The sequence below is a fragment of the Metalysinibacillus jejuensis genome (assembly GCF_003057615.1).
Classification (GTDB): Bacteria; Bacillota; Bacilli; order Bacillales_A; family Planococcaceae; genus Metalysinibacillus; species Metalysinibacillus jejuensis.
On sequence record NZ_QAFW01000002.1, the window covers coordinates 97099 to 113935 of the forward strand.

The window sequence follows — 16837 nt, forward strand, 5'->3', positions numbered from 1 at the left end:
CCATTACTTTCGCGAAAGCAACCGAGATGCCAATTACTCTTAATTTGAGTTTAAGCATATTGGCATAATTTGTAGCTTAGCTATTCAATTACAAAAGTTGTTTTTGTGTGATTTACACAAAAACTTTGTTTTTACCCAAAAATGAACCACCTGGATGTGTGGATTAAGAGAAATGTAATGAAGGGAGGACATATCGATGCCTACAATCAATCAATTAGTTCGTAAGCCTCGTAAATCACAAAGCACGAAATCAAAATCACCAGCGTTAAACAGAGGTTACAATAGCTTCAAAAAAGCACCAACTTCAGTTAACTCTCCACAAAAACGTGGTGTTTGTACACGTGTTGGTACGATGACGCCTAAAAAACCTAACTCAGCTTTACGTAAATATGCGCGTGTTCGCTTAACTAACCAAATCGAAGTAAACGCATATATCCCGGGCGAAGGTCACAACCTACAAGAACACAGTGTTGTACTTATTCGCGGCGGACGTGTAAAAGACTTACCTGGTGTACGTTACCATGTTGTACGTGGTGCGCTTGATACAGCAGCTGTACAAGGACGTATGCAATCACGTTCACACTACGGTGCTAAAAAGCCTAAAGAAAAGAAATAAGATTATGACTACTAGATAGTCCATTTGAAAGGAGGAAAACACATGCCTCGTAAAGGTCCTGTTTCCAAACGTGACGTGTTACCAGATCCAATTTATAATTCGAAACTGGTTACTCGTTTAATTAATAAAATGATGGTTGACGGTAAAAAAGGTACTTCTCAAAAGATTTTATACGGTGCGTTCGAATTAGTTAAAGAACGTTCAGGTGAAAATCCAATCGAAGTATTTGAAACTGCATTAGACAACGTAATGCCAGTTCTTGAAGTTCGCGCTCGTCGTGTTGGTGGTTCTAACTACCAAGTACCGGTTGAAGTTCGTCCAGAACGCCGTACAACTTTAGGTCTTCGCTACATTGTTAACTACTCTCGTCTACGCGGAGAAAAAACAATGGAAGAGCGTTTAGCTAACGAAATCCTTGACGCTTCTAACAACACTGGTGCTTCAGTGAAGAAACGTGAAGAAATGCATAAAATGGCAGAAGCGAACAAAGCATTCGCTCACTACCGCTGGTAATTCCTATTCGGCGTAAGCCAAAATTCGGAAGGAGAAATATCCTATGAAACGCGAATTCTCACTAGAGAAAACACGTAATATTGGGATCATGGCTCACATTGATGCTGGTAAAACAACAACAACTGAGCGTATCCTTTATTACACTGGTAAAATTCATAAAATCGGTGAAACTCATGACGGCGGCGCACAAATGGACTGGATGGAGCAAGAGCAAGAACGTGGTATCACAATCACATCTGCTGCGACAACAGCTCAGTGGAACAACCACCGCATTAACATTATCGATACTCCAGGACACGTAGACTTCACTGTAGAAGTTGAACGTTCATTACGTGTACTTGATGGTGCTGTAACAGTACTTGATGCTCAATCAGGTGTTGAGCCACAAACTGAAACAGTATGGCGTCAAGCTACAACTTATGGCGTTCCACGTATCGTATTTATTAATAAAATGGACAAAATGGGTGCTGACTTCCTTTACTCTGTAGGTACACTACATGATCGTTTAGAAGCTAACGCTCATCCAATTCAACTACCAATCGGTGCTGAAGATGAATTCCGCGGCATTATTGACTTAGTTGAAATGAATGCTACTTTCTATGGTAATGACTTAGGTACAGAAGTTACTGAAGGTGAAATTCCAGAAGAGTACAAAGCACAAGCAGAAGAATACCGTGAAAAGTTAATCGAAGGCATTGCTGAAGTTAACGAAGACATCATGGAAAAATACTTCGCTGGTGAAGAAATCTCTAAAGAAGAGTTAGTTGCGGCTATCCGTAAAGCTACTATCGCTGTAGATTTCTACCCAGTAATGTGTGGTACAGCATTCAAACACAAAGGTGTACGTAAAATGTTAGATGCTGCAGTAGCTTACCTACCAGCACCAACTGACGTACCTGCTATTACTGGTATCCGTCCAGACTCAGAAGAAGAAGTTGTACGTCACTCTTCAGACGAAGAGCCATTCTCAGCTCTTGCGTTTAAAGTTATGACTGACCCATTCGTAGGTAAACTTACATTCTTCCGTGTGTACTCTGGTGTTTTACAATCAGGTTCATACGTACAAAACTCTTCAAAAGGTAAGCGTGAGCGTGTAGGTCGTATCCTACAAATGCATGCTAACTCTCGTGAAGAAATTGCTGAAGTATTCGCAGGGGATATCGCAGCAGCAGTAGGTCTTAAAGATACAGGTACAGGTGATACACTTTGTGATGAAAAGGATCTAGTAATCCTTGAATCAATGGAGTTCCCAGAACCAGTAATCTCTCTTTCTGTAGAACCAAAATCTAAAGCTGACCAAGATAAAATGGGTCAAGCATTAGCTAAACTACAAGAAGAAGACCCAACTTTCCGTGCGCATACAGACCAAGAAACTGGTCAAACAATCATCTCAGGTATGGGTGAGCTTCACCTTGATATCCTAGTTGACCGTATGCGTCGTGAATTCAAAGTAGATGCTAACGTGGGTGCTCCACAAGTATCTTACCGTGAAACTTTCCGTAGCTCTGCGCAAGTTGAGGGTAAATTCGTACGCCAATCTGGTGGTCGTGGTCAATTCGGTCACGTATGGATTGAATTCTCACCTAACGAAGAAGGTAAAGGTTTCGAATTCGAAAACGCTATCGTTGGTGGTGTAGTACCACGTGAATACGTACCAGCTGTTGAAGCAGGTCTTCGTGACTCTTTAAACAATGGTGTCGTTGCGGGTTACCCATTAATCGATATTAAAGCAAAACTATATGATGGTTCTTACCATGATGTAGACTCAAACGAAATGGCGTTCAAAATTGCTGCATCTATGGCACTGAAAAACGCTGTTTCTAAATGTAATCCGGTTCTTTTAGAGCCAATCATGAAAGTAGAAGTTGTAATGCCAGAAGAATATCTTGGTGACGTTATGGGTAACATCACTTCTCGCCGTGGTCGCGTAGAAGGTATGGAAGCTCGCGGTAACGCTCAAGTTGTTCGCGCTATGGTACCACTTGCAGAAATGTTTGGTTACGCTACTACTTTACGTTCTTCAACTCAAGGTCGCGGTACATTCTCAATGGTGTTCGATCACTATGAAGAAGTACCAAAATCGATCTCTGAAGACATCATCAAAAAAAATAAAGGTGAATAATTGAAAATTCATCTTGCATAAAGTATAACTAATTTGTAAGCTATGATTGCAAGGTGTGGGAAGGGCCCTCCTACACCACCGCAACATACCATAAATTAAAATACACACTTAAATTTGAGGAGGAAATCTCTAATGGCTAAAGAAAAATTTGATCGCTCGAAAACGCATGCTAACATTGGTACAATCGGACACGTTGACCATGGTAAAACAACTTTAACTGCAGCAATCGCTACAGTTCTTTCTAAAAAAATGGGTGGCGAAGCTAAATCATACGCTGACGTAGATAACGCACCTGAAGAAAAAGAACGTGGTATTACAATCAATACATCACACGTTGAATACGAAACTGAAACTCGTCACTACGCACACGTAGACTGCCCAGGACACGCTGACTATGTTAAAAACATGATCACTGGTGCTGCACAAATGGACGGCGGTATCTTAGTAGTATCTGCTGCTGATGGTCCAATGCCACAAACTCGTGAGCACATCCTTTTATCACGTCAAGTAGGTGTTCCTTACTTAGTAGTATTCATGAACAAATGTGATATGGTTGACGACGAAGAATTATTAGAATTAGTAGAAATGGAAATCCGTGACCTACTATCTGAATATGACTTCCCAGGCGACGATATTCCTGTAATTAAAGGTTCAGCTCTTAAAGCACTTGAAGGCGAACCAGAATGGGAAGAAAAAATCGTTGAATTAATGGACGCTGTAGATGAGTACATCCCAACTCCAGAACGTCAAACTGACAAACCATTCATGATGCCAGTAGAGGACGTATTCTCTATCACTGGTCGTGGTACAGTAGCAACTGGCCGTGTTGAACGTGGTCAAGTTAAAGTCGGCGATGTAGTTGAAATCGTTGGTATTACTGAAGAAGCTAAACAAACAACAGTTACAGGTGTAGAAATGTTCCGTAAGTTACTAGACTACGCTGAAGCTGGTGACAACATTGGTGCTTTACTACGTGGTGTTTCACGTGAAGATATCCAACGTGGTCAAGTATTAGCTAAACCAGGTTCAATCACTCCACATACTAACTTCAAAGCTGAAGTTTACGTATTATCTAAAGAAGAGGGTGGCCGTCATACGCCATTCTTCTCAAACTACCGTCCTCAGTTCTACTTCCGTACAACTGACGTAACAGGTGTTTGTAACTTACCAGAAGGCGTAGAAATGGTTATGCCTGGCGACAACATCGAAATGGATGTTGAGCTTATTTCTCCAATCGCTATCGAAGAAGGTACTAAGTTCTCTATCCGTGAGGGTGGCCGTACTGTAGGCGCTGGCGTTGTAGCATCTATCGTAAAATAATTTTAGCTTAGGCTAATGAACCAGTTTGTGGGGACGCTCACAAACTGGTTTTTTTATTGTGAAATCATGTTGACATCACTCATAAAATATTTTAACATATTAGTACATTAGTGAACGAAAGTAGTGTTGGGATGAATGCAGTTATTGTAGCGGTAGGCGTTATGTTAATATTGAGTTTATTACGCATAAATGTTGTACTATCTTTAGTTATTGGTGCTTTTGCAGGTGGTATTGTCAGTGAACTAACAATTAGTGAAACAGTGGGAGCTTTTACAGACGGATTAGGGGGCGGCGCTGTTATCGCATTAAGTTACGCATTACTTGGAGGTTTTGCAGTAGCAATAGCAAAAACAGGTATTACTAACGTATTAATTGCTAAAGTAGTTAACTTATTAAATGCTAAAGAAGGCAATAATCGTAAAGGGTTAATTAAAGCATTAATATTTTTCAGTATTTTCGCTATGGCAATTATGTCACAAAATTTAATTCCTATTCATATCGCATTCATACCGTTATTAATTCCACCGATCTTAAAAATTTTAAATTTATTAGAAGTTGATCGACGTATTATTGCTGTAGTAATTGCTGTTGGATTAGTCGGCACATATAGCTTTGTACCTTTTGGCTTCGGTTTTATTTTCCAAGAAATCATTACTAACCAAGTGACGAGTGCAGGCATGCTCGCGCAGATGAGTGATGTACCTAAAGCGATGGCTATTCCGGTTTTTGGGATGGTTATCGGTATGTTTATCGCGATATTTGTCTACCGTAAACCACGACACTATGAAGATCAAAAGTTAGACACTGAGGTAGAACAGTCGACGGTGTCTACGTGGCTAGTTGTAGCGACAGTAATGGCACTCATTGCAGCATTAGTAGTACAAGTACAGACAGAGTCTATGATTATGGGGGCAATGGCTGGTATACTGACGATGTATATAACAGGCGCTTTGAAATGGCGAGAAGCTGACGAAGTATTAACCGACGGTATGCGTCTAATGTCTTTCATTGGTTTTGTAATGATTGCTGCTAATGGTTTTGCTAGCGTGATTAAGGCGACGGGGCATGTCGATAGTTTAGTTGCAGGTGCACTTGATATTTTAAATGGTAATACAAGTTTAGCTGTATTTGGTATGTTAATTGTCGGGTTAATCGTAACGATGGGCATCGGTTCATCATTTGCTACTATACCTATTATTGCAGCGCTCTTTGTACCACTATCATTAGAGTTAGGGTTAAGTCCACTAGCCATCATTTGCTTGATTGGTACAGCGGGTGCATTAGGTGATGCTGGGTCACCTGCCTCTGATACAACACTCGGCCCAACTTCTGGTTTAAATGTTGATGGGCAACATAATCACATTTGGGACACTTGTGTGCCTACCTTTACATTTATTAACATACCTCTAATTTTATTTGGTTGGATAGCAGTGGCGTTTATACTGTAATATATAGAAGGAAAATCTTTGTGTGCTAAGCATGCAAAGATTTTTTTATTTTATAGCCTTTATAGTTGCAATTTATGATGAGATTTTATAAAATAATAAACGGTAAAAATATTTATTTATAAAAATGTCAACATGGAAAAGAATTTAGCGAAAAGTATTGCTTATTCTTTTTTTATTGTATATAATGTTGAATGTTGGTCTTTGACTGCGATGAAGCGAGAGGTTGCCGACACACCCGGCCGCTTTGCCATGGCGCTGTGTTGGATAATTTTCGTGGAGAATGTCTAGAAAATAGGCGAGAAGGAGGGAAAATAATGGCAAAACAAAAAATTCGTATCCGTTTAAAAGCATATGATCACCGTGTGTTAGATCAATCTGCTGAGAAAATTGTGGAAACTGCGAAACGTTCAGGTGCTAGTGTATCAGGTCCGATTCCACTTCCAACTGAGAAGTCGGTGTACACAATTCTACGTGCGGTTCACAAGTACAAAGATTCTCGTGAACAATTCGAAATGCGTACGCACAAACGTCTAATTGATATCGTTAATCCTACGCGACAAACTGCTGATGCATTAATGAAATTAGACTTACCATCTGGCGTTGATATTGAAATCAAACTTTAATGGTAAAAAAACAATATAAAATTATTTTTCAAAAATTACAGGAGGTGTGACCAATGGCCAAAGGAATCTTAGGAAGAAAAATCGGTATGACGCAAGTATTTGCTGAAAACGGCGATTTAATCCCAGTAACAGTTATCGAAGCTGCTCCAAACGTAGTACTTCAAAAGAAAACTGTTGAAACAGACGGCTACAACGCTGTTCAGTTAGGTTTTGAAGATAAACGTGAAAAGTTATCTAACAAGCCTGCTAAAGGACACGTAGCTAAAGCAAACACTGCTCCTAAGCGCTTCATTCGCGAGTTCCGCAATGTAAACGTTGACGAGTACGAGGTTGGTCAAGAAGTCAAAGTAGAAATTTTCGCAGAAGGCGATGTAATCGATGTAACAGGAGTTACGAAAGGTAAAGGTTTCCAAGGTGTTATTAAACGCCACGGACAATCACGTGGACCTATGTCTCACGGTTCTCGTTACCACCGTCGTCCTGGTTCAATGGGCCCTGTAGCTCCGAACCGCGTATTCAAACAAAAGAAATTACCTGGTCAAATGGGTGGTACTGTAGTAACTATTCAAAACTTATCAGTTGTAAAAGTTGATGCAGAGCGTAACCTATTATTAGTAAAAGGTAATGTTCCTGGTTCTAAAAAAGCGCTAGTTACAGTGAAAACTGCAATTAAAGCTAACTAATCATTACAAGAAAGGAGGAAACAGGAATGACAAAAGTAGCCGTACTTAGTCAAACAGGTTCTTCAGTTGGTGAAATCGAGTTAAACGAAGCTATCTTCGGTATCGAGCCAAATGAAGCAGTATTATTCGACGCAGTAATCGCACAACGTGCATCACTACGTCAAGGTAACCATAAAGTTAAAAACCGTTCTGAAGTTGCTGGCGGTGGTCGCAAACCATGGCGCCAAAAAGGAACTGGACGCGCGCGTCAAGGTTCTATCCGTTCACCACAATGGCGTGGCGGTGGTATCGTATTCGGTCCTACACCACGTAGCTATAGCTTCAGCATGCCTAAGAAAGTTCGTCGTTTAGCTCTTAAATCTGCACTTTCAACTAAAGTAGCAGAAGAGAACTTTGTAGTTCTTGATGCACTAACATTAGCTGCACCAAAAACTAAAGACTTCACTCAGGTATTAAAAGATCTTTCTATCGAAAAGAAAGCTCTATTCGTAACTGCTGACCTAGATGAGAACGTAGCATTATCTGCTCGTAACATCCCTGGTGTAACAGTAATTACAGCTGCAGGTATTAACGTACTTGACTTATTAGGAAACGACAAAGTCGTATTCACTAAGTCTGCAGTAGAAAAAATCGAGGAGGTGCTTGGATAATGGAAGCACGTGATATTTTAAAACGTCCGGTCATTACTGAGCGTTCTTCAGAACTTATGGCAGAGAAAAAGTATACTTTTGAAGTAGACACTCGCGCTAATAAAACTCAAGTTAAAGATGCAGTTGAAGAAATCTTTGGCGTTAAAGTTGAGAAAGTCAACATTATGAACTACAAAGGTAAATTCAAACGCGTTGGCCGTTACGCTGGATACACAAACAAACGCCGTAAAGCTATCGTTAAATTAACAGCAGATAGCAACGAAATCGAATTATTTGAAATGTAATATCCGATAAGGATTTGAATTTTCAAGAAGGAGGGAAAACACATGGCGATTAAAAAGTACAAACCTACCACTAATGGACGTCGTAACATGACTTCATTAGACTTTGCGGAAATCACTACTAACAAGCCTGAGAAATCATTGCTTCAACCGACAAAACGCAAAGCTGGTCGTAATAACCAAGGTAAAATCACTGTTCGTCATAATGGTGGCGGCCATAAGCGCCAATACCGTGTCATTGATTTCAAACGAATCAAAGATGGCATTCCAGGACGCGTTGCTACAATCGAGTACGATCCAAACCGTTCTGCAAACATCGCATTAATTAACTATGCTGATGGAGCTAAAACTTATATCTTAGCACCTAAAGGATTAGAGGTTGGTCAAACAATCGTATCTGGTCCAGAAGCTGATATTAAAGTAGGTAACGCATTACCGTTAGCTAACATTCCAATGGGTACAACAATCCATAACATCGAATTAAAACCTGGTAAAGGTGGACAATTAGTTCGCTCTGCAGGAACATCTGCACAAGTTTTAGGTCGTGAAGGTAAATACGTAATCGTACGTTTACAATCAGGTGAAGTACGTTTAGTATTAGCTACTTGCCGTGCTACAATCGGTCAAGTTGGTAATGAACAACATGAATTAGTACACATCGGTAAAGCCGGTCGTACACGTTGGTTAGGCAAACGCCCAACTGTTCGTGGTTCTGTAATGAACCCTAATGATCACCCACACGGTGGTGGTGAAGGTCGTACACCAATCGGTCGTCCATCTCCAATGACACCATGGGGTAAACCAGCACTTGGTTTAAAAACTCGTAACAAAAAAGCTAAATCCGACAACCTTATTATTCGTCGTCGTAAAAAATAATGTGATAGGGCTACGGTTCGCTAAAAGAACCGTGGTGGAATCACGGAGGGAGGTTCCTAAATGGGTCGCAGCTTGAAAAAAGGACCTTTTGTGGATGATCACTTAATGAAAAAAGTGGAAGCACAAGAAGGATCTGAAAAGAAACAAGTTATCAAAACTTGGTCTCGCCGTTCTACTATTTTCCCTAACTTCATCGGTTTAACAATCGCTGTATATGACGGACGTAAACACGTTCCAGTATACGTAACTGAAGACATGGTAGGTCATAAACTAGGCGAATTCGCACCATCTCGTACTTACAAAGGTCACGGTGCAGATGATAAGAAAACACGACGCTAATTTTGAGAGGAGGTAAATCCTAATGACACAAGCTAAAGCTATCGCTCGTACAGTGCGCATTGCTCCTCGTAAAGTTCGTCTAGTAGTAGACTTAATTCGAGGCAAGCAAGTTGGTGAAGCAGTTGCAATTTTACGTCATACTCCAAAAGCGGCGTCTCCAGTCGTTGAGAAAGTATTAAAATCTGCAGTTGCTAACGCTGAGCATAACTACGACTTAGATATCAACAACTTAGTAGTTTCTGAGGTATTTGTTGATGAAGGTCCAACATTAAAACGTTTCCGTCCACGTGCTCAAGGACGTGCAAGTTCAATCAATAAACGTACTAGCCACATCACGTTAGTGGTATCAGAGAAGAAGGAGGGGTAATCTGTGGGTCAAAAAATACATCCAATAGGTCTACGTATTGGTGTTATTCGTGACTGGGAGTCTAAATGGTATGCTGATAAAGACTATGCAACTCTCCTTCATGAAGACATCAAAGTTCGTGACTACATTGAAAAAGCTTTAAAAGAAGCTTCATTATCTAAAGTAGAAATCGAACGTGCAACAAATCGTCTTAACGTAACAGTACACACTGCGAAACCAGGTATGGTTATCGGTAAAGGTGGTTCAGAAGTTGAAGCACTACGCAAAAAACTTGGTGAACTTACTGGTAAACGTGTGCACATTAACATTATCGAAATTAAACGCGCAGATTTAGATGCTCGTCTTGTAGCTGAAAATATTGCTCGTCAATTAGAAAACCGTGTTTCATTCCGTCGTGCTCAAAAGCAAGCGATCCAACGCACAATCCGTGCTGGCGCTAAAGGGATTAAAACACAAGTATCAGGTCGTTTAGGTGGCGCAGATATCGCGCGTGCTGAACACTATAGCGAGGGAACTGTTCCACTTCATACGCTTCGTGCAGACATTGATTATGCTCACGCAGAAGCAGACACTACTTACGGTAAGTTAGGTGTTAAAGTATGGATTTATCGTGGCGAGGTCCTTCCTACTAAGAAGAACTCTGTGGAAGGAGGCAAATAATATGTTATTGCCTAAACGCGTAAAATACCGTCGTGAACACCGCGGCAGCATGCGCGGACAAGCAAAAGGCGGTAAAGAAGTAACTTTCGGTGAATACGGCTTACAAGCACAAACAGCTAGCTGGATCACTAACCGTCAAATTGAGTCTGCACGTATTGCAATGACACGTTACATGAAACGTGGCGGTAAAGTATGGATTAAAATTTTCCCACACAAACCTTACACGAAGAAACCTCTAGAAGTCCGAATGGGTTCTGGTAAAGGTGCTCCTGAAGGTTGGGTAGCAGTAGTAAAACCAGGTAAAGTAATGTTTGAAATTGCTGGTGTATCTGAAGAAACTGCACGTGAAGCTCTACGCTTAGCAGCGCATAAATTGCCTGTTAAATGTAAAGTAATTAAACGTCAAGAAACTGGTGGTGAATCTAATGAAAGCTAAAGAAATCCGTGAACTTGGAACTCCAGAATTGGAGTCAAAAGTGAAATCACTGAAAGAAGAGCTTTTCAACCTTCGCTTCCAATTGGCGACTGGTCAATTAGAAAACACAGCTCGCATTCGCGAAGTTCGCAAAGCGATTGCGCGTATGAAAACTGTGATTCGTGAAAGAGAAATCAGTGCAAACAACTGATAAAGAAGGAGGTTTTCAGGCATGACTGAGCGTAACCAACGCAAAGTATACACAGGTCGAGTGGTATCTGACAAAATGGATAAAACTATTACTGTTGTAGTAGAAACTCACAAAAAGCATAAGCTTTACGGCAAACGTGTAAAATACTCGAAAAAATTCAAAGCTCATGATGAGCAAAACCAAGCGAAAATCGGTGATATTGTACGTATCATGGAAACTCGCCCGCTATCAGCTACTAAACGCTTCCGATTAGTCGAAGTTGTAGAAAAAGCGGTTATTATCTAATAACTATTTCGGAACGACCATATTCCGAAGGGAGGTAACCTAAGTGATCCAACAAGAAAGTCGTATGAAAGTTGCTGACAACTCAGGTGCACGTGAAGTTCTTACAATCAAAGTACTTGGTGGTACGGGACGTAAAACTGCTAACATCGGCGATATCGTCGTGTGCACAGTTAAGAAAGCAACACCAGGTGGCGTTGTCAAGAAGGGTGAAGTCGTTAAGGCTGTAATCGTTCGTACAAAATCAGGTGTTCGCCGTAAAGATGGAACATACATCAAATTTGATGAGAACGCATGTGTAATTGTTCGTGATGATAAATCACCACGCGGAACTCGTATTTTCGGACCTGTTGCACGTGAATTACGTGATAGCAACTTCATGAAAATCGTTTCTCTAGCTCCAGAAGTTCTTTAATTTCATGATAGTACCAATCAAGGAGGTGCGACAGCATGCATGTAAAAAAAGGTGATAAAGTTAAGGTTATTACTGGTAAAGATAAAGGCAAAGAAGGCGTTATCTTAGCAGCATTACCAAAACAAGATCGCGTTTTAGTTGAAGGTGTAAATATTGTTAAAAAACATATGAAGCCTAACCAATTAAATCCTCAAGGTGGCATTGTTAGCCAAGAAGCAGCAATCCACGTATCGAACGTAATGCTTATCGATCCTAAATCTGGCGAGCCGACTCGCGTAGGTTACAAGATTGAAGACGGCAAAAAAGTTCGTGTTGCAAAAAAATCAGGTGCAGTAATCGACTAATCTTAATCAAAGAAGGGAGGTACAACAATGAGCCGCCTAAAAGAAAAATTTGTTAACGAAGTAACACCTGCTCTAATGAGCAAGTTTGAATATAAATCAGTTATGCAAGTACCTAAAGTGGACAAAATCGTAATCAACATGGGTGTTGGTGACGCTGTACAAAACTCTAAAGTACTTGACTCAGCTGTTGAAGAATTAACTACAATCGCTGGTCAAAAACCAGTTATTACTAAAGCTAAGAAATCTATCGCTGGTTTCCGTCTACGTGATGGTATGCCAATCGGTGCTAAAGTTACATTACGCGGAGAGCGTATGTACGAATTCTTGGATAAACTAATTGCTATCGCACTTCCACGTGTACGTGACTTCCGTGGTGTTTCTAAAAAAGCATTCGACGGTCGCGGTAACTACACTCTAGGTGTAAAAGAACAATTAATTTTCCCTGAAATCGATTACGATAAAGTTTCAAAAGTACGCGGTATGGATATCGTGATCGTAACGACTGCGAATTCTGACGAAGAAGCTCGCGAGTTATTGACACAATTCGGTATGCCGTTCCAAAAGTAATTAAACAAGGAGGGCGAGAACGTGGCTAAAAAATCAATGATCGTTAAACAACAACGTAAACAAAAGTTTAAAGTTCAAGAATATACACGCTGTGAGCGCTGTGGTCGTCCACACTCTGTATATCGCAAATTCAAACTTTGCCGTATTTGTTTCCGAGAACTTGCATATAAGGGACAAATTCCTGGCGTGAAAAAAGCCAGCTGGTAATCCCCTAATTTGGGAAGGAGGTAAATGTAATGACAATGACTGATCCGATTGCAGATATGCTAACTCGCATTCGTAATGCGAACATGGTTCGTCACGAGAAGTTAGAAGTGCCGGCTTCAAACGTGAAAAAAGAAATCGCTGAAATTTTAAAGCGTGAAGGTTTCGTACGTGATGTTGAGTATGTAGAAGACAACAAGCAAGGTATTATTCGTATCTTCTTAAAATATGGTAAAGATAACGAACGTGTTATCACAGGCCTAAAACGTATTTCTAAACCAGGATTACGTGTTTACGCTAAAACGAACGAAGTGCCGAAAGTATTAAACGGTCTTGGTATCGCTTTAGTATCAACTTCAAACGGTGTGTTAACTGACAAAGAAGCTCGCGCTAAACAAGTTGGCGGCGAAGTTCTAGCATACGTTTGGTAATAAGCAATAAAGGAATGGAGGTGCAACTTAATGTCTCGTATTGGTAAAAATCCAATTGAGGTACCAGCAGGCGTAACTGTCACTGTTGCTGCAGGCAACGAAGTTACTGTTAAAGGACCTAAAGGCGAATTAACTCGCTCTTTAAATTCAGATATGAAAATCGAACAAGAGGGTTCAGTGATCACAATCACTCGTCCATCTGATTCTAAACAAGACCGTACGAATCACGGTACTACACGTGCGCTATTAGCGAACATGGTTACAGGTGTTTCAACAGGTTTCGAACGTAAACTTGAATTAAGCGGTGTTGGTTACCGTGCTCAAATGCAAGGTACGAAATTAGTGTTAAACGTAGGTTTATCACACCCAGTAGAATTCACACCTGAAAAAGGTGTTGAAGTTGAAGTACCAGCAAACAACGTTATTATCGTTAAAGGTATTAGTAAAGAACGCGTAGGTGCTCTTGCTTCTAATATCCGTGCTGTACGTCCACCAGAACCTTATAAAGGTAAAGGTATCCGTTATGAAGGCGAATACGTTCGTCGTAAAGAAGGTAAAACAGGTAAATAATGCGTAAACCGCATTAGAAAGGAGTGACCTCTGTGATTACGAAACAAGATAAAAATCAAGTTCGTAAAAAACGTCATGCGCGTGTTCGTACAAAAATCTCAGGTACTGCTGAGCGTCCACGTTTAAACGTATTCCGTTCAAACAAGAACATCTATGCGCAATTAATCGATGATGTTGCAGGTGTTACAATTGTTAGTGCTTCTTCAAAAGAAACTTCATTTGAAGGTGCTGGCAATAATGTAGAAGCTGCTGCAAAAATTGGTGAAACAATCGCTAAACGCGCTGCGGAAAAAAATATTACAACTGTTGTATTTGACCGCGGTGGTTACTTATATCATGGCCGTGTTAAAGCTTTAGCTGAAGCTGCACGTGAAAACGGCTTACAATTTTAATAAGAAGGAGGGACACATTTCATGAGTCAAATTGACGCAAACAAACTTGCAGAACTTGAAGAACGCGTTGTAACGATCAACCGCGTTGCTAAAGTTGTTAAAGGTGGACGTCGCTTCCGCTTTACAGCACTAGTTGTTGTTGGCGATAAAGACGGACATGTAGGCTTCGGTACTGGTAAAGCTCAAGAGGTTCCAGATGCAATCCGCAAAGCTGTAGAAGACGCGAAGAAAAACTTAGTTGAAGTGCCACGTGTTGATGGAACAACTCCACACTTAGTGATTGGTCGCTTCGGCGCAGGAGAAGTTTTAATTAAACCTGCTGCTCCAGGTACAGGGGTTATCGCTGGTGGTCCAGTGCGTGCCGTACTTGAATTAGCTGGTATTACTGATATTCTTTCAAAATCACTTGGTTCAAACACACCAATTAACATGGTTCGTGCTACAATCCAAGGTTTAACTGAATTAAAACGTGTTGAGGACGTTGCTAAACTACGTGGTAAATCAGTGGAAGAAATATTAGGTTAAGGGGGGAATTAACTAATGGCTAACAAATTACAAATTACCCTTACTAAATCTGTGATTGGTGCTAAACCAGCACAACGTAAAACAATCGAAGCTTTAGGCTTACGTAAAATGAACCAAACTGTAGAACAGAACGACAACGCTGCTGTTCGCGGTATGTTAGATAAAGTAGCTCACTTAGTTACTGTAACAGAAAATTAATTTTCAATTATCGAACAAGGAGGTGCCACCCATTATGAAACTGCATGAGTTAAAACCATCAGAAGGATCACGCAAAGTACGCAACCGCGTAGGTCGTGGTATCGGTTCTGGTAACGGTAAAACAGCAGGTAAAGGTCATAAAGGTCAAAACGCTCGTTCAGGTGGCGGCGTACGCCCAGGCTTTGAAGGCGGTCAGAACCCGTTATACCGTCGTTTACCAAAACGTGGCTTTACGAACATTAACCGTAAAGAATACGCTATTGTAAACCTTGACACTTTAAATCGTTTCGAAGACGGTGCAGAGGTAACACCTGCAGCGCTTGTAGAAACAGGTATTGTGAGTAAAGAATTAGCTGGAATTAAAGTTTTAGGAAACGGAACTTTAACGAAAAAGCTAACAGTAAAAGCTCACAAATTCTCAGCTTCTGCTAAAGAAGCAATCGAGAATGCTGGCGGACAAACTGAGGTGATTTAATGTTTCAAACAATCTCAAACTTTATGCGTGTTCGAGATATTAGAAATAAAATCATTTTCACACTATTAATGCTCATCGTCTTTCGTATTGGTACATTCGTACCAGTACCAGGCGTCGATGCAAGTGTATTACAGGCAGCGAATGAGTTTAACTTAGTCGGTTTCCTTAATACATTCGGCGGTGGTGCACTAGCAAAATTCTCTATCTTCGCGATGGGTATTATGCCGTACATCACAGCATCAATTATCGTTCAGCTTTTACAAATGGACGTTGTTCCTAAGTTTGCTGAGTGGGCGAAGCAAGGTGAAGTCGGAAGACGTAAACTTGCACAGTTCACACGTTATTTTACGATTGTATTAGCATTCATCCAATCATTTGCGATGTCATTTGGCTTCAACAGAATGTACGGTGGACAACTAATTCAAAATGAGACTATTTTAACGTACGTAACAATTTCAATTGTATTGACAGCAGGTACAGCTTTCCTTTTATGGTTAGCTGAACAAATTACCGCCTACGGTGTAGGAAATGGTGTCTCAATTGTGATCTTTGCGGGTATCGTAGCAGCTATTCCAAACGCTGTTAACCAACTATATGCGCAACAAATCCAAGGTGCAGGTGAACAGTTATTTATTAACTTAGTAATCATTGCTTTACTACTACTTGTTATATTAGCTGTAATTGTCGCGGTAATTTATGTGCAACAAGCGTTGCGAAAAATTCCAATTCAATATGCTAAGCGTGTAACTGGGCGTAGTCAGCAACAGGCAGGTGGACAACAAACTCATTTACCTTTAAAAGTAAACGCAGCAGGTGTTATTCCGGTAATCTTTGCTGTGGCGTTTATTGTTACACCACAAACACTGTCAATGTTCTTTGGTGAAAACAACGTAACAACATTTATCCAAAACACGTTCGATTATACGAAACCAATTGGTATGATGATTTATGTTGCGTTAATCGTTGCCTTCACATATTTCTATGCATTCGTTCAAGTGAATCCAGAAAATGTGGCAGACAACTTAAAGAAACAAGGTGCTTACATTCCGGGCATTCGTCCAGGTGCAAACACACAAGAATACTTAACGAGTGTATTATACCGCTTGACGTTTGTTGGAGCGATTTTCTTAACGGTAATTGCGATTATGCCAATTATCTTTATTAATGTTATGAACCTTCCACAATCAGCTCAAATCGGTGGTACAAGTATGATTATCGTAGTCGGCGTAGCGCTTGAAACGATGAAACAGCTAGAATCACAACTTGTTAAGCGTCACTACAAAGGCTTTATGAAATAATGTTGGTTTTTG

General features: G+C 40.5%; 27 protein-coding genes. All 27 read left to right on the plus strand.

What is annotated here, in order from left to right; all coding sequences use genetic code 11:
- Positions 1-196: 196 nt before the first annotated feature.
- On the plus strand, positions 197-616 hold the full coding sequence (gene rpsL, locus DDE80_RS01765) for a 30S ribosomal protein S12 (protein ID WP_108305975.1): 420 nt from the start codon (positions 197-199) through the stop codon (positions 614-616).
- A gap of 42 nt (positions 617-658) precedes the next feature.
- Entirely contained in the window at positions 659-1129 is a 471-nt protein-coding gene (gene rpsG, locus DDE80_RS01770) for a 30S ribosomal protein S7 (protein ID WP_036143368.1), read from the plus strand.
- A gap of 43 nt (positions 1130-1172) precedes the next feature.
- Positions 1173-3251 carry an elongation factor G gene (gene fusA / locus DDE80_RS01775; protein WP_108305976.1) on the plus strand — a complete coding sequence of 693 codons (2079 nt, stop codon included), beginning with the start codon at positions 1173-1175 and terminating at the stop codon, positions 3249-3251.
- Between the two features lie 132 nt (positions 3252-3383).
- A complete protein-coding gene (tuf, locus tag DDE80_RS01780; protein WP_108305977.1) occupies positions 3384-4571 on the plus strand; it encodes an elongation factor Tu in 1188 nt (395 codons plus the stop codon).
- Between the two features lie 131 nt (positions 4572-4702).
- Positions 4703-6019 carry a Na+/H+ antiporter family protein gene (locus DDE80_RS01785; protein ID WP_108305978.1) on the plus strand — a complete coding sequence of 439 codons (1317 nt, stop codon included), beginning with the start codon at positions 4703-4705 and terminating at the stop codon, positions 6017-6019.
- Between the two features lie 314 nt (positions 6020-6333).
- The gene (gene rpsJ / locus DDE80_RS01790) at positions 6334-6642 is read left to right on the plus strand and encodes a 30S ribosomal protein S10 (protein WP_108305979.1); all 309 of its coding nucleotides are present in this window, start codon (positions 6334-6336) and stop codon (positions 6640-6642) included.
- 53 nt (positions 6643-6695) lie between these two features.
- Positions 6696-7325 carry a 50S ribosomal protein L3 gene (gene rplC / locus DDE80_RS01795; protein WP_108305980.1) on the plus strand — a complete coding sequence of 210 codons (630 nt, stop codon included), beginning with the start codon at positions 6696-6698 and terminating at the stop codon, positions 7323-7325.
- Positions 7326-7351: 26 nt separating this feature from the next.
- A complete protein-coding gene (rplD, locus tag DDE80_RS01800; RefSeq protein ID WP_108305981.1) occupies positions 7352-7975 on the plus strand; it encodes a 50S ribosomal protein L4 in 624 nt (207 codons plus the stop codon).
- Complete coding sequence (gene rplW, locus DDE80_RS01805) at positions 7975-8259, plus strand: 50S ribosomal protein L23 (RefSeq protein ID WP_108305982.1); 285 nt, start codon at positions 7975-7977, stop codon at positions 8257-8259. Before rplD ends, rplW begins: the two co-directional genes overlap by 1 nt.
- Positions 8260-8301: 42 nt before the next feature.
- Positions 8302-9132: a 50S ribosomal protein L2 gene (gene rplB / locus DDE80_RS01810; protein WP_108305983.1), complete on the plus strand. Its 831-nt coding sequence runs from the start codon at positions 8302-8304 to the stop codon at positions 9130-9132.
- Between the two features lie 60 nt (positions 9133-9192).
- Positions 9193-9471 (plus strand): 30S ribosomal protein S19, encoded by a 279-nt coding sequence (rpsS, locus tag DDE80_RS01815; RefSeq protein ID WP_036143394.1) that lies wholly within the window; start codon positions 9193-9195, stop codon positions 9469-9471.
- 22 nt (positions 9472-9493) lie between these two features.
- Positions 9494-9838, plus strand: coding sequence for a 50S ribosomal protein L22 (gene rplV / locus DDE80_RS01820; RefSeq protein WP_108305984.1), 345 nt, complete (start codon positions 9494-9496; stop codon positions 9836-9838).
- Between the two features lie 3 nt (positions 9839-9841).
- On the plus strand, positions 9842-10498 hold the full coding sequence (gene rpsC / locus DDE80_RS01825; RefSeq protein WP_108305985.1) for a 30S ribosomal protein S3: 657 nt from the start codon (positions 9842-9844) through the stop codon (positions 10496-10498).
- 1 nt (position 10499) lies between these two features.
- Positions 10500-10934 (plus strand): 50S ribosomal protein L16, encoded by a 435-nt coding sequence (rplP, locus tag DDE80_RS01830; RefSeq protein WP_108305986.1) that lies wholly within the window; start codon positions 10500-10502, stop codon positions 10932-10934.
- Positions 10924-11124 (plus strand): 50S ribosomal protein L29, encoded by a 201-nt coding sequence (gene rpmC, locus DDE80_RS01835; RefSeq protein WP_108305987.1) that lies wholly within the window; start codon positions 10924-10926, stop codon positions 11122-11124. Before rplP ends, rpmC begins: the two co-directional genes overlap by 11 nt.
- Positions 11125-11145: 21 nt before the next feature.
- Positions 11146-11409, plus strand: coding sequence for a 30S ribosomal protein S17 (rpsQ, locus tag DDE80_RS01840; protein ID WP_108305988.1), 264 nt, complete (start codon positions 11146-11148; stop codon positions 11407-11409).
- Positions 11410-11452: 43 nt separating this feature from the next.
- Positions 11453-11821: a 50S ribosomal protein L14 gene (gene rplN, locus DDE80_RS01845; RefSeq protein ID WP_036143410.1), complete on the plus strand. Its 369-nt coding sequence runs from the start codon at positions 11453-11455 to the stop codon at positions 11819-11821.
- 35 nt (positions 11822-11856) lie between these two features.
- Entirely contained in the window at positions 11857-12165 is a 309-nt protein-coding gene (gene rplX / locus DDE80_RS01850) for a 50S ribosomal protein L24 (protein ID WP_108305989.1), read from the plus strand.
- Positions 12166-12192: 27 nt separating this feature from the next.
- The gene (gene rplE, locus DDE80_RS01855; RefSeq protein WP_108305990.1) at positions 12193-12732 is read left to right on the plus strand and encodes a 50S ribosomal protein L5; all 540 of its coding nucleotides are present in this window, start codon (positions 12193-12195) and stop codon (positions 12730-12732) included.
- Between the two features lie 21 nt (positions 12733-12753).
- Positions 12754-12939 carry a type Z 30S ribosomal protein S14 gene (locus DDE80_RS01860; protein ID WP_004233656.1) on the plus strand — a complete coding sequence of 62 codons (186 nt, stop codon included), beginning with the start codon at positions 12754-12756 and terminating at the stop codon, positions 12937-12939.
- Positions 12940-12968: 29 nt separating this feature from the next.
- Complete coding sequence (gene rpsH, locus DDE80_RS01865) at positions 12969-13367, plus strand: 30S ribosomal protein S8 (RefSeq protein ID WP_036143418.1); 399 nt, start codon at positions 12969-12971, stop codon at positions 13365-13367.
- A 30-nt stretch (positions 13368-13397) separates the two neighbouring features.
- A complete protein-coding gene (gene rplF, locus DDE80_RS01870) occupies positions 13398-13937 on the plus strand; it encodes a 50S ribosomal protein L6 (protein ID WP_108305991.1) in 540 nt (179 codons plus the stop codon).
- A 32-nt stretch (positions 13938-13969) separates the two neighbouring features.
- The gene (rplR, locus tag DDE80_RS01875; RefSeq protein WP_108305992.1) at positions 13970-14329 is read left to right on the plus strand and encodes a 50S ribosomal protein L18; all 360 of its coding nucleotides are present in this window, start codon (positions 13970-13972) and stop codon (positions 14327-14329) included.
- A gap of 21 nt (positions 14330-14350) precedes the next feature.
- Positions 14351-14854 (plus strand): 30S ribosomal protein S5, encoded by a 504-nt coding sequence (gene rpsE / locus DDE80_RS01880; protein ID WP_108305993.1) that lies wholly within the window; start codon positions 14351-14353, stop codon positions 14852-14854.
- 15 nt (positions 14855-14869) lie between these two features.
- Positions 14870-15052 (plus strand): 50S ribosomal protein L30, encoded by a 183-nt coding sequence (gene rpmD, locus DDE80_RS01885; RefSeq protein ID WP_108305994.1) that lies wholly within the window; start codon positions 14870-14872, stop codon positions 15050-15052.
- A 34-nt stretch (positions 15053-15086) separates the two neighbouring features.
- Complete coding sequence (rplO, locus tag DDE80_RS01890) at positions 15087-15527, plus strand: 50S ribosomal protein L15 (RefSeq protein WP_108305995.1); 441 nt, start codon at positions 15087-15089, stop codon at positions 15525-15527.
- Positions 15527-16825: a preprotein translocase subunit SecY gene (gene secY, locus DDE80_RS01895; RefSeq protein WP_108305996.1), complete on the plus strand. Its 1299-nt coding sequence runs from the start codon at positions 15527-15529 to the stop codon at positions 16823-16825. Before rplO ends, secY begins: the two co-directional genes overlap by 1 nt.
- Positions 16826-16837 lie beyond the last annotated feature (12 nt).

Excerpts from the sequence above, each read along its gene's own strand:
- rpsL (WP_108305975.1), top strand. The coding sequence starts at position 197 with ATGCCTACAATCAATCAATTAGTTCGTAAGCCTCGTAAATCACAAAGC.
- rpsG (WP_036143368.1), top strand. The coding sequence starts at position 659 with ATGCCTCGTAAAGGTCCTGTTTCCAAACGTGACGTGTTACCAGATCCA.
- fusA (WP_108305976.1), top strand. The coding sequence starts at position 1,173 with ATGAAACGCGAATTCTCACTAGAGAAAACACGTAATATTGGGATCATG.
- tuf (WP_108305977.1), top strand. The coding sequence starts at position 3,384 with ATGGCTAAAGAAAAATTTGATCGCTCGAAAACGCATGCTAACATTGGT.
- DDE80_RS01785 (WP_108305978.1), top strand. The coding sequence starts at position 4,703 with ATGAATGCAGTTATTGTAGCGGTAGGCGTTATGTTAATATTGAGTTTA.
- rpsJ (WP_108305979.1), top strand. The coding sequence starts at position 6,334 with ATGGCAAAACAAAAAATTCGTATCCGTTTAAAAGCATATGATCACCGT.
- rplC (WP_108305980.1), top strand. The coding sequence starts at position 6,696 with ATGGCCAAAGGAATCTTAGGAAGAAAAATCGGTATGACGCAAGTATTT.
- rplD (WP_108305981.1), top strand. The coding sequence starts at position 7,352 with ATGACAAAAGTAGCCGTACTTAGTCAAACAGGTTCTTCAGTTGGTGAA.
- rplW (WP_108305982.1), top strand. The coding sequence starts at position 7,975 with ATGGAAGCACGTGATATTTTAAAACGTCCGGTCATTACTGAGCGTTCT.
- rplB (WP_108305983.1), top strand. The coding sequence starts at position 8,302 with ATGGCGATTAAAAAGTACAAACCTACCACTAATGGACGTCGTAACATG.
- rpsS (WP_036143394.1), top strand. The coding sequence starts at position 9,193 with ATGGGTCGCAGCTTGAAAAAAGGACCTTTTGTGGATGATCACTTAATG.
- rplV (WP_108305984.1), top strand. The coding sequence starts at position 9,494 with ATGACACAAGCTAAAGCTATCGCTCGTACAGTGCGCATTGCTCCTCGT.
- rplP (WP_108305986.1), top strand. The coding sequence starts at position 10,500 with ATGTTATTGCCTAAACGCGTAAAATACCGTCGTGAACACCGCGGCAGC.
- rpmC (WP_108305987.1), top strand. The coding sequence starts at position 10,924 with ATGAAAGCTAAAGAAATCCGTGAACTTGGAACTCCAGAATTGGAGTCA.
- rpsQ (WP_108305988.1), top strand. The coding sequence starts at position 11,146 with ATGACTGAGCGTAACCAACGCAAAGTATACACAGGTCGAGTGGTATCT.
- rplX (WP_108305989.1), top strand. The coding sequence starts at position 11,857 with ATGCATGTAAAAAAAGGTGATAAAGTTAAGGTTATTACTGGTAAAGAT.
- rplE (WP_108305990.1), top strand. The coding sequence starts at position 12,193 with ATGAGCCGCCTAAAAGAAAAATTTGTTAACGAAGTAACACCTGCTCTA.
- rpsH (WP_036143418.1), top strand. The coding sequence starts at position 12,969 with ATGACAATGACTGATCCGATTGCAGATATGCTAACTCGCATTCGTAAT.
- rplF (WP_108305991.1), top strand. The coding sequence starts at position 13,398 with ATGTCTCGTATTGGTAAAAATCCAATTGAGGTACCAGCAGGCGTAACT.
- rpsE (WP_108305993.1), top strand. The coding sequence starts at position 14,351 with ATGAGTCAAATTGACGCAAACAAACTTGCAGAACTTGAAGAACGCGTT.
- rpmD (WP_108305994.1), top strand. The coding sequence starts at position 14,870 with ATGGCTAACAAATTACAAATTACCCTTACTAAATCTGTGATTGGTGCT.
- rplO (WP_108305995.1), top strand. The coding sequence starts at position 15,087 with ATGAAACTGCATGAGTTAAAACCATCAGAAGGATCACGCAAAGTACGC.
- secY (WP_108305996.1), top strand. The coding sequence starts at position 15,527 with ATGTTTCAAACAATCTCAAACTTTATGCGTGTTCGAGATATTAGAAAT.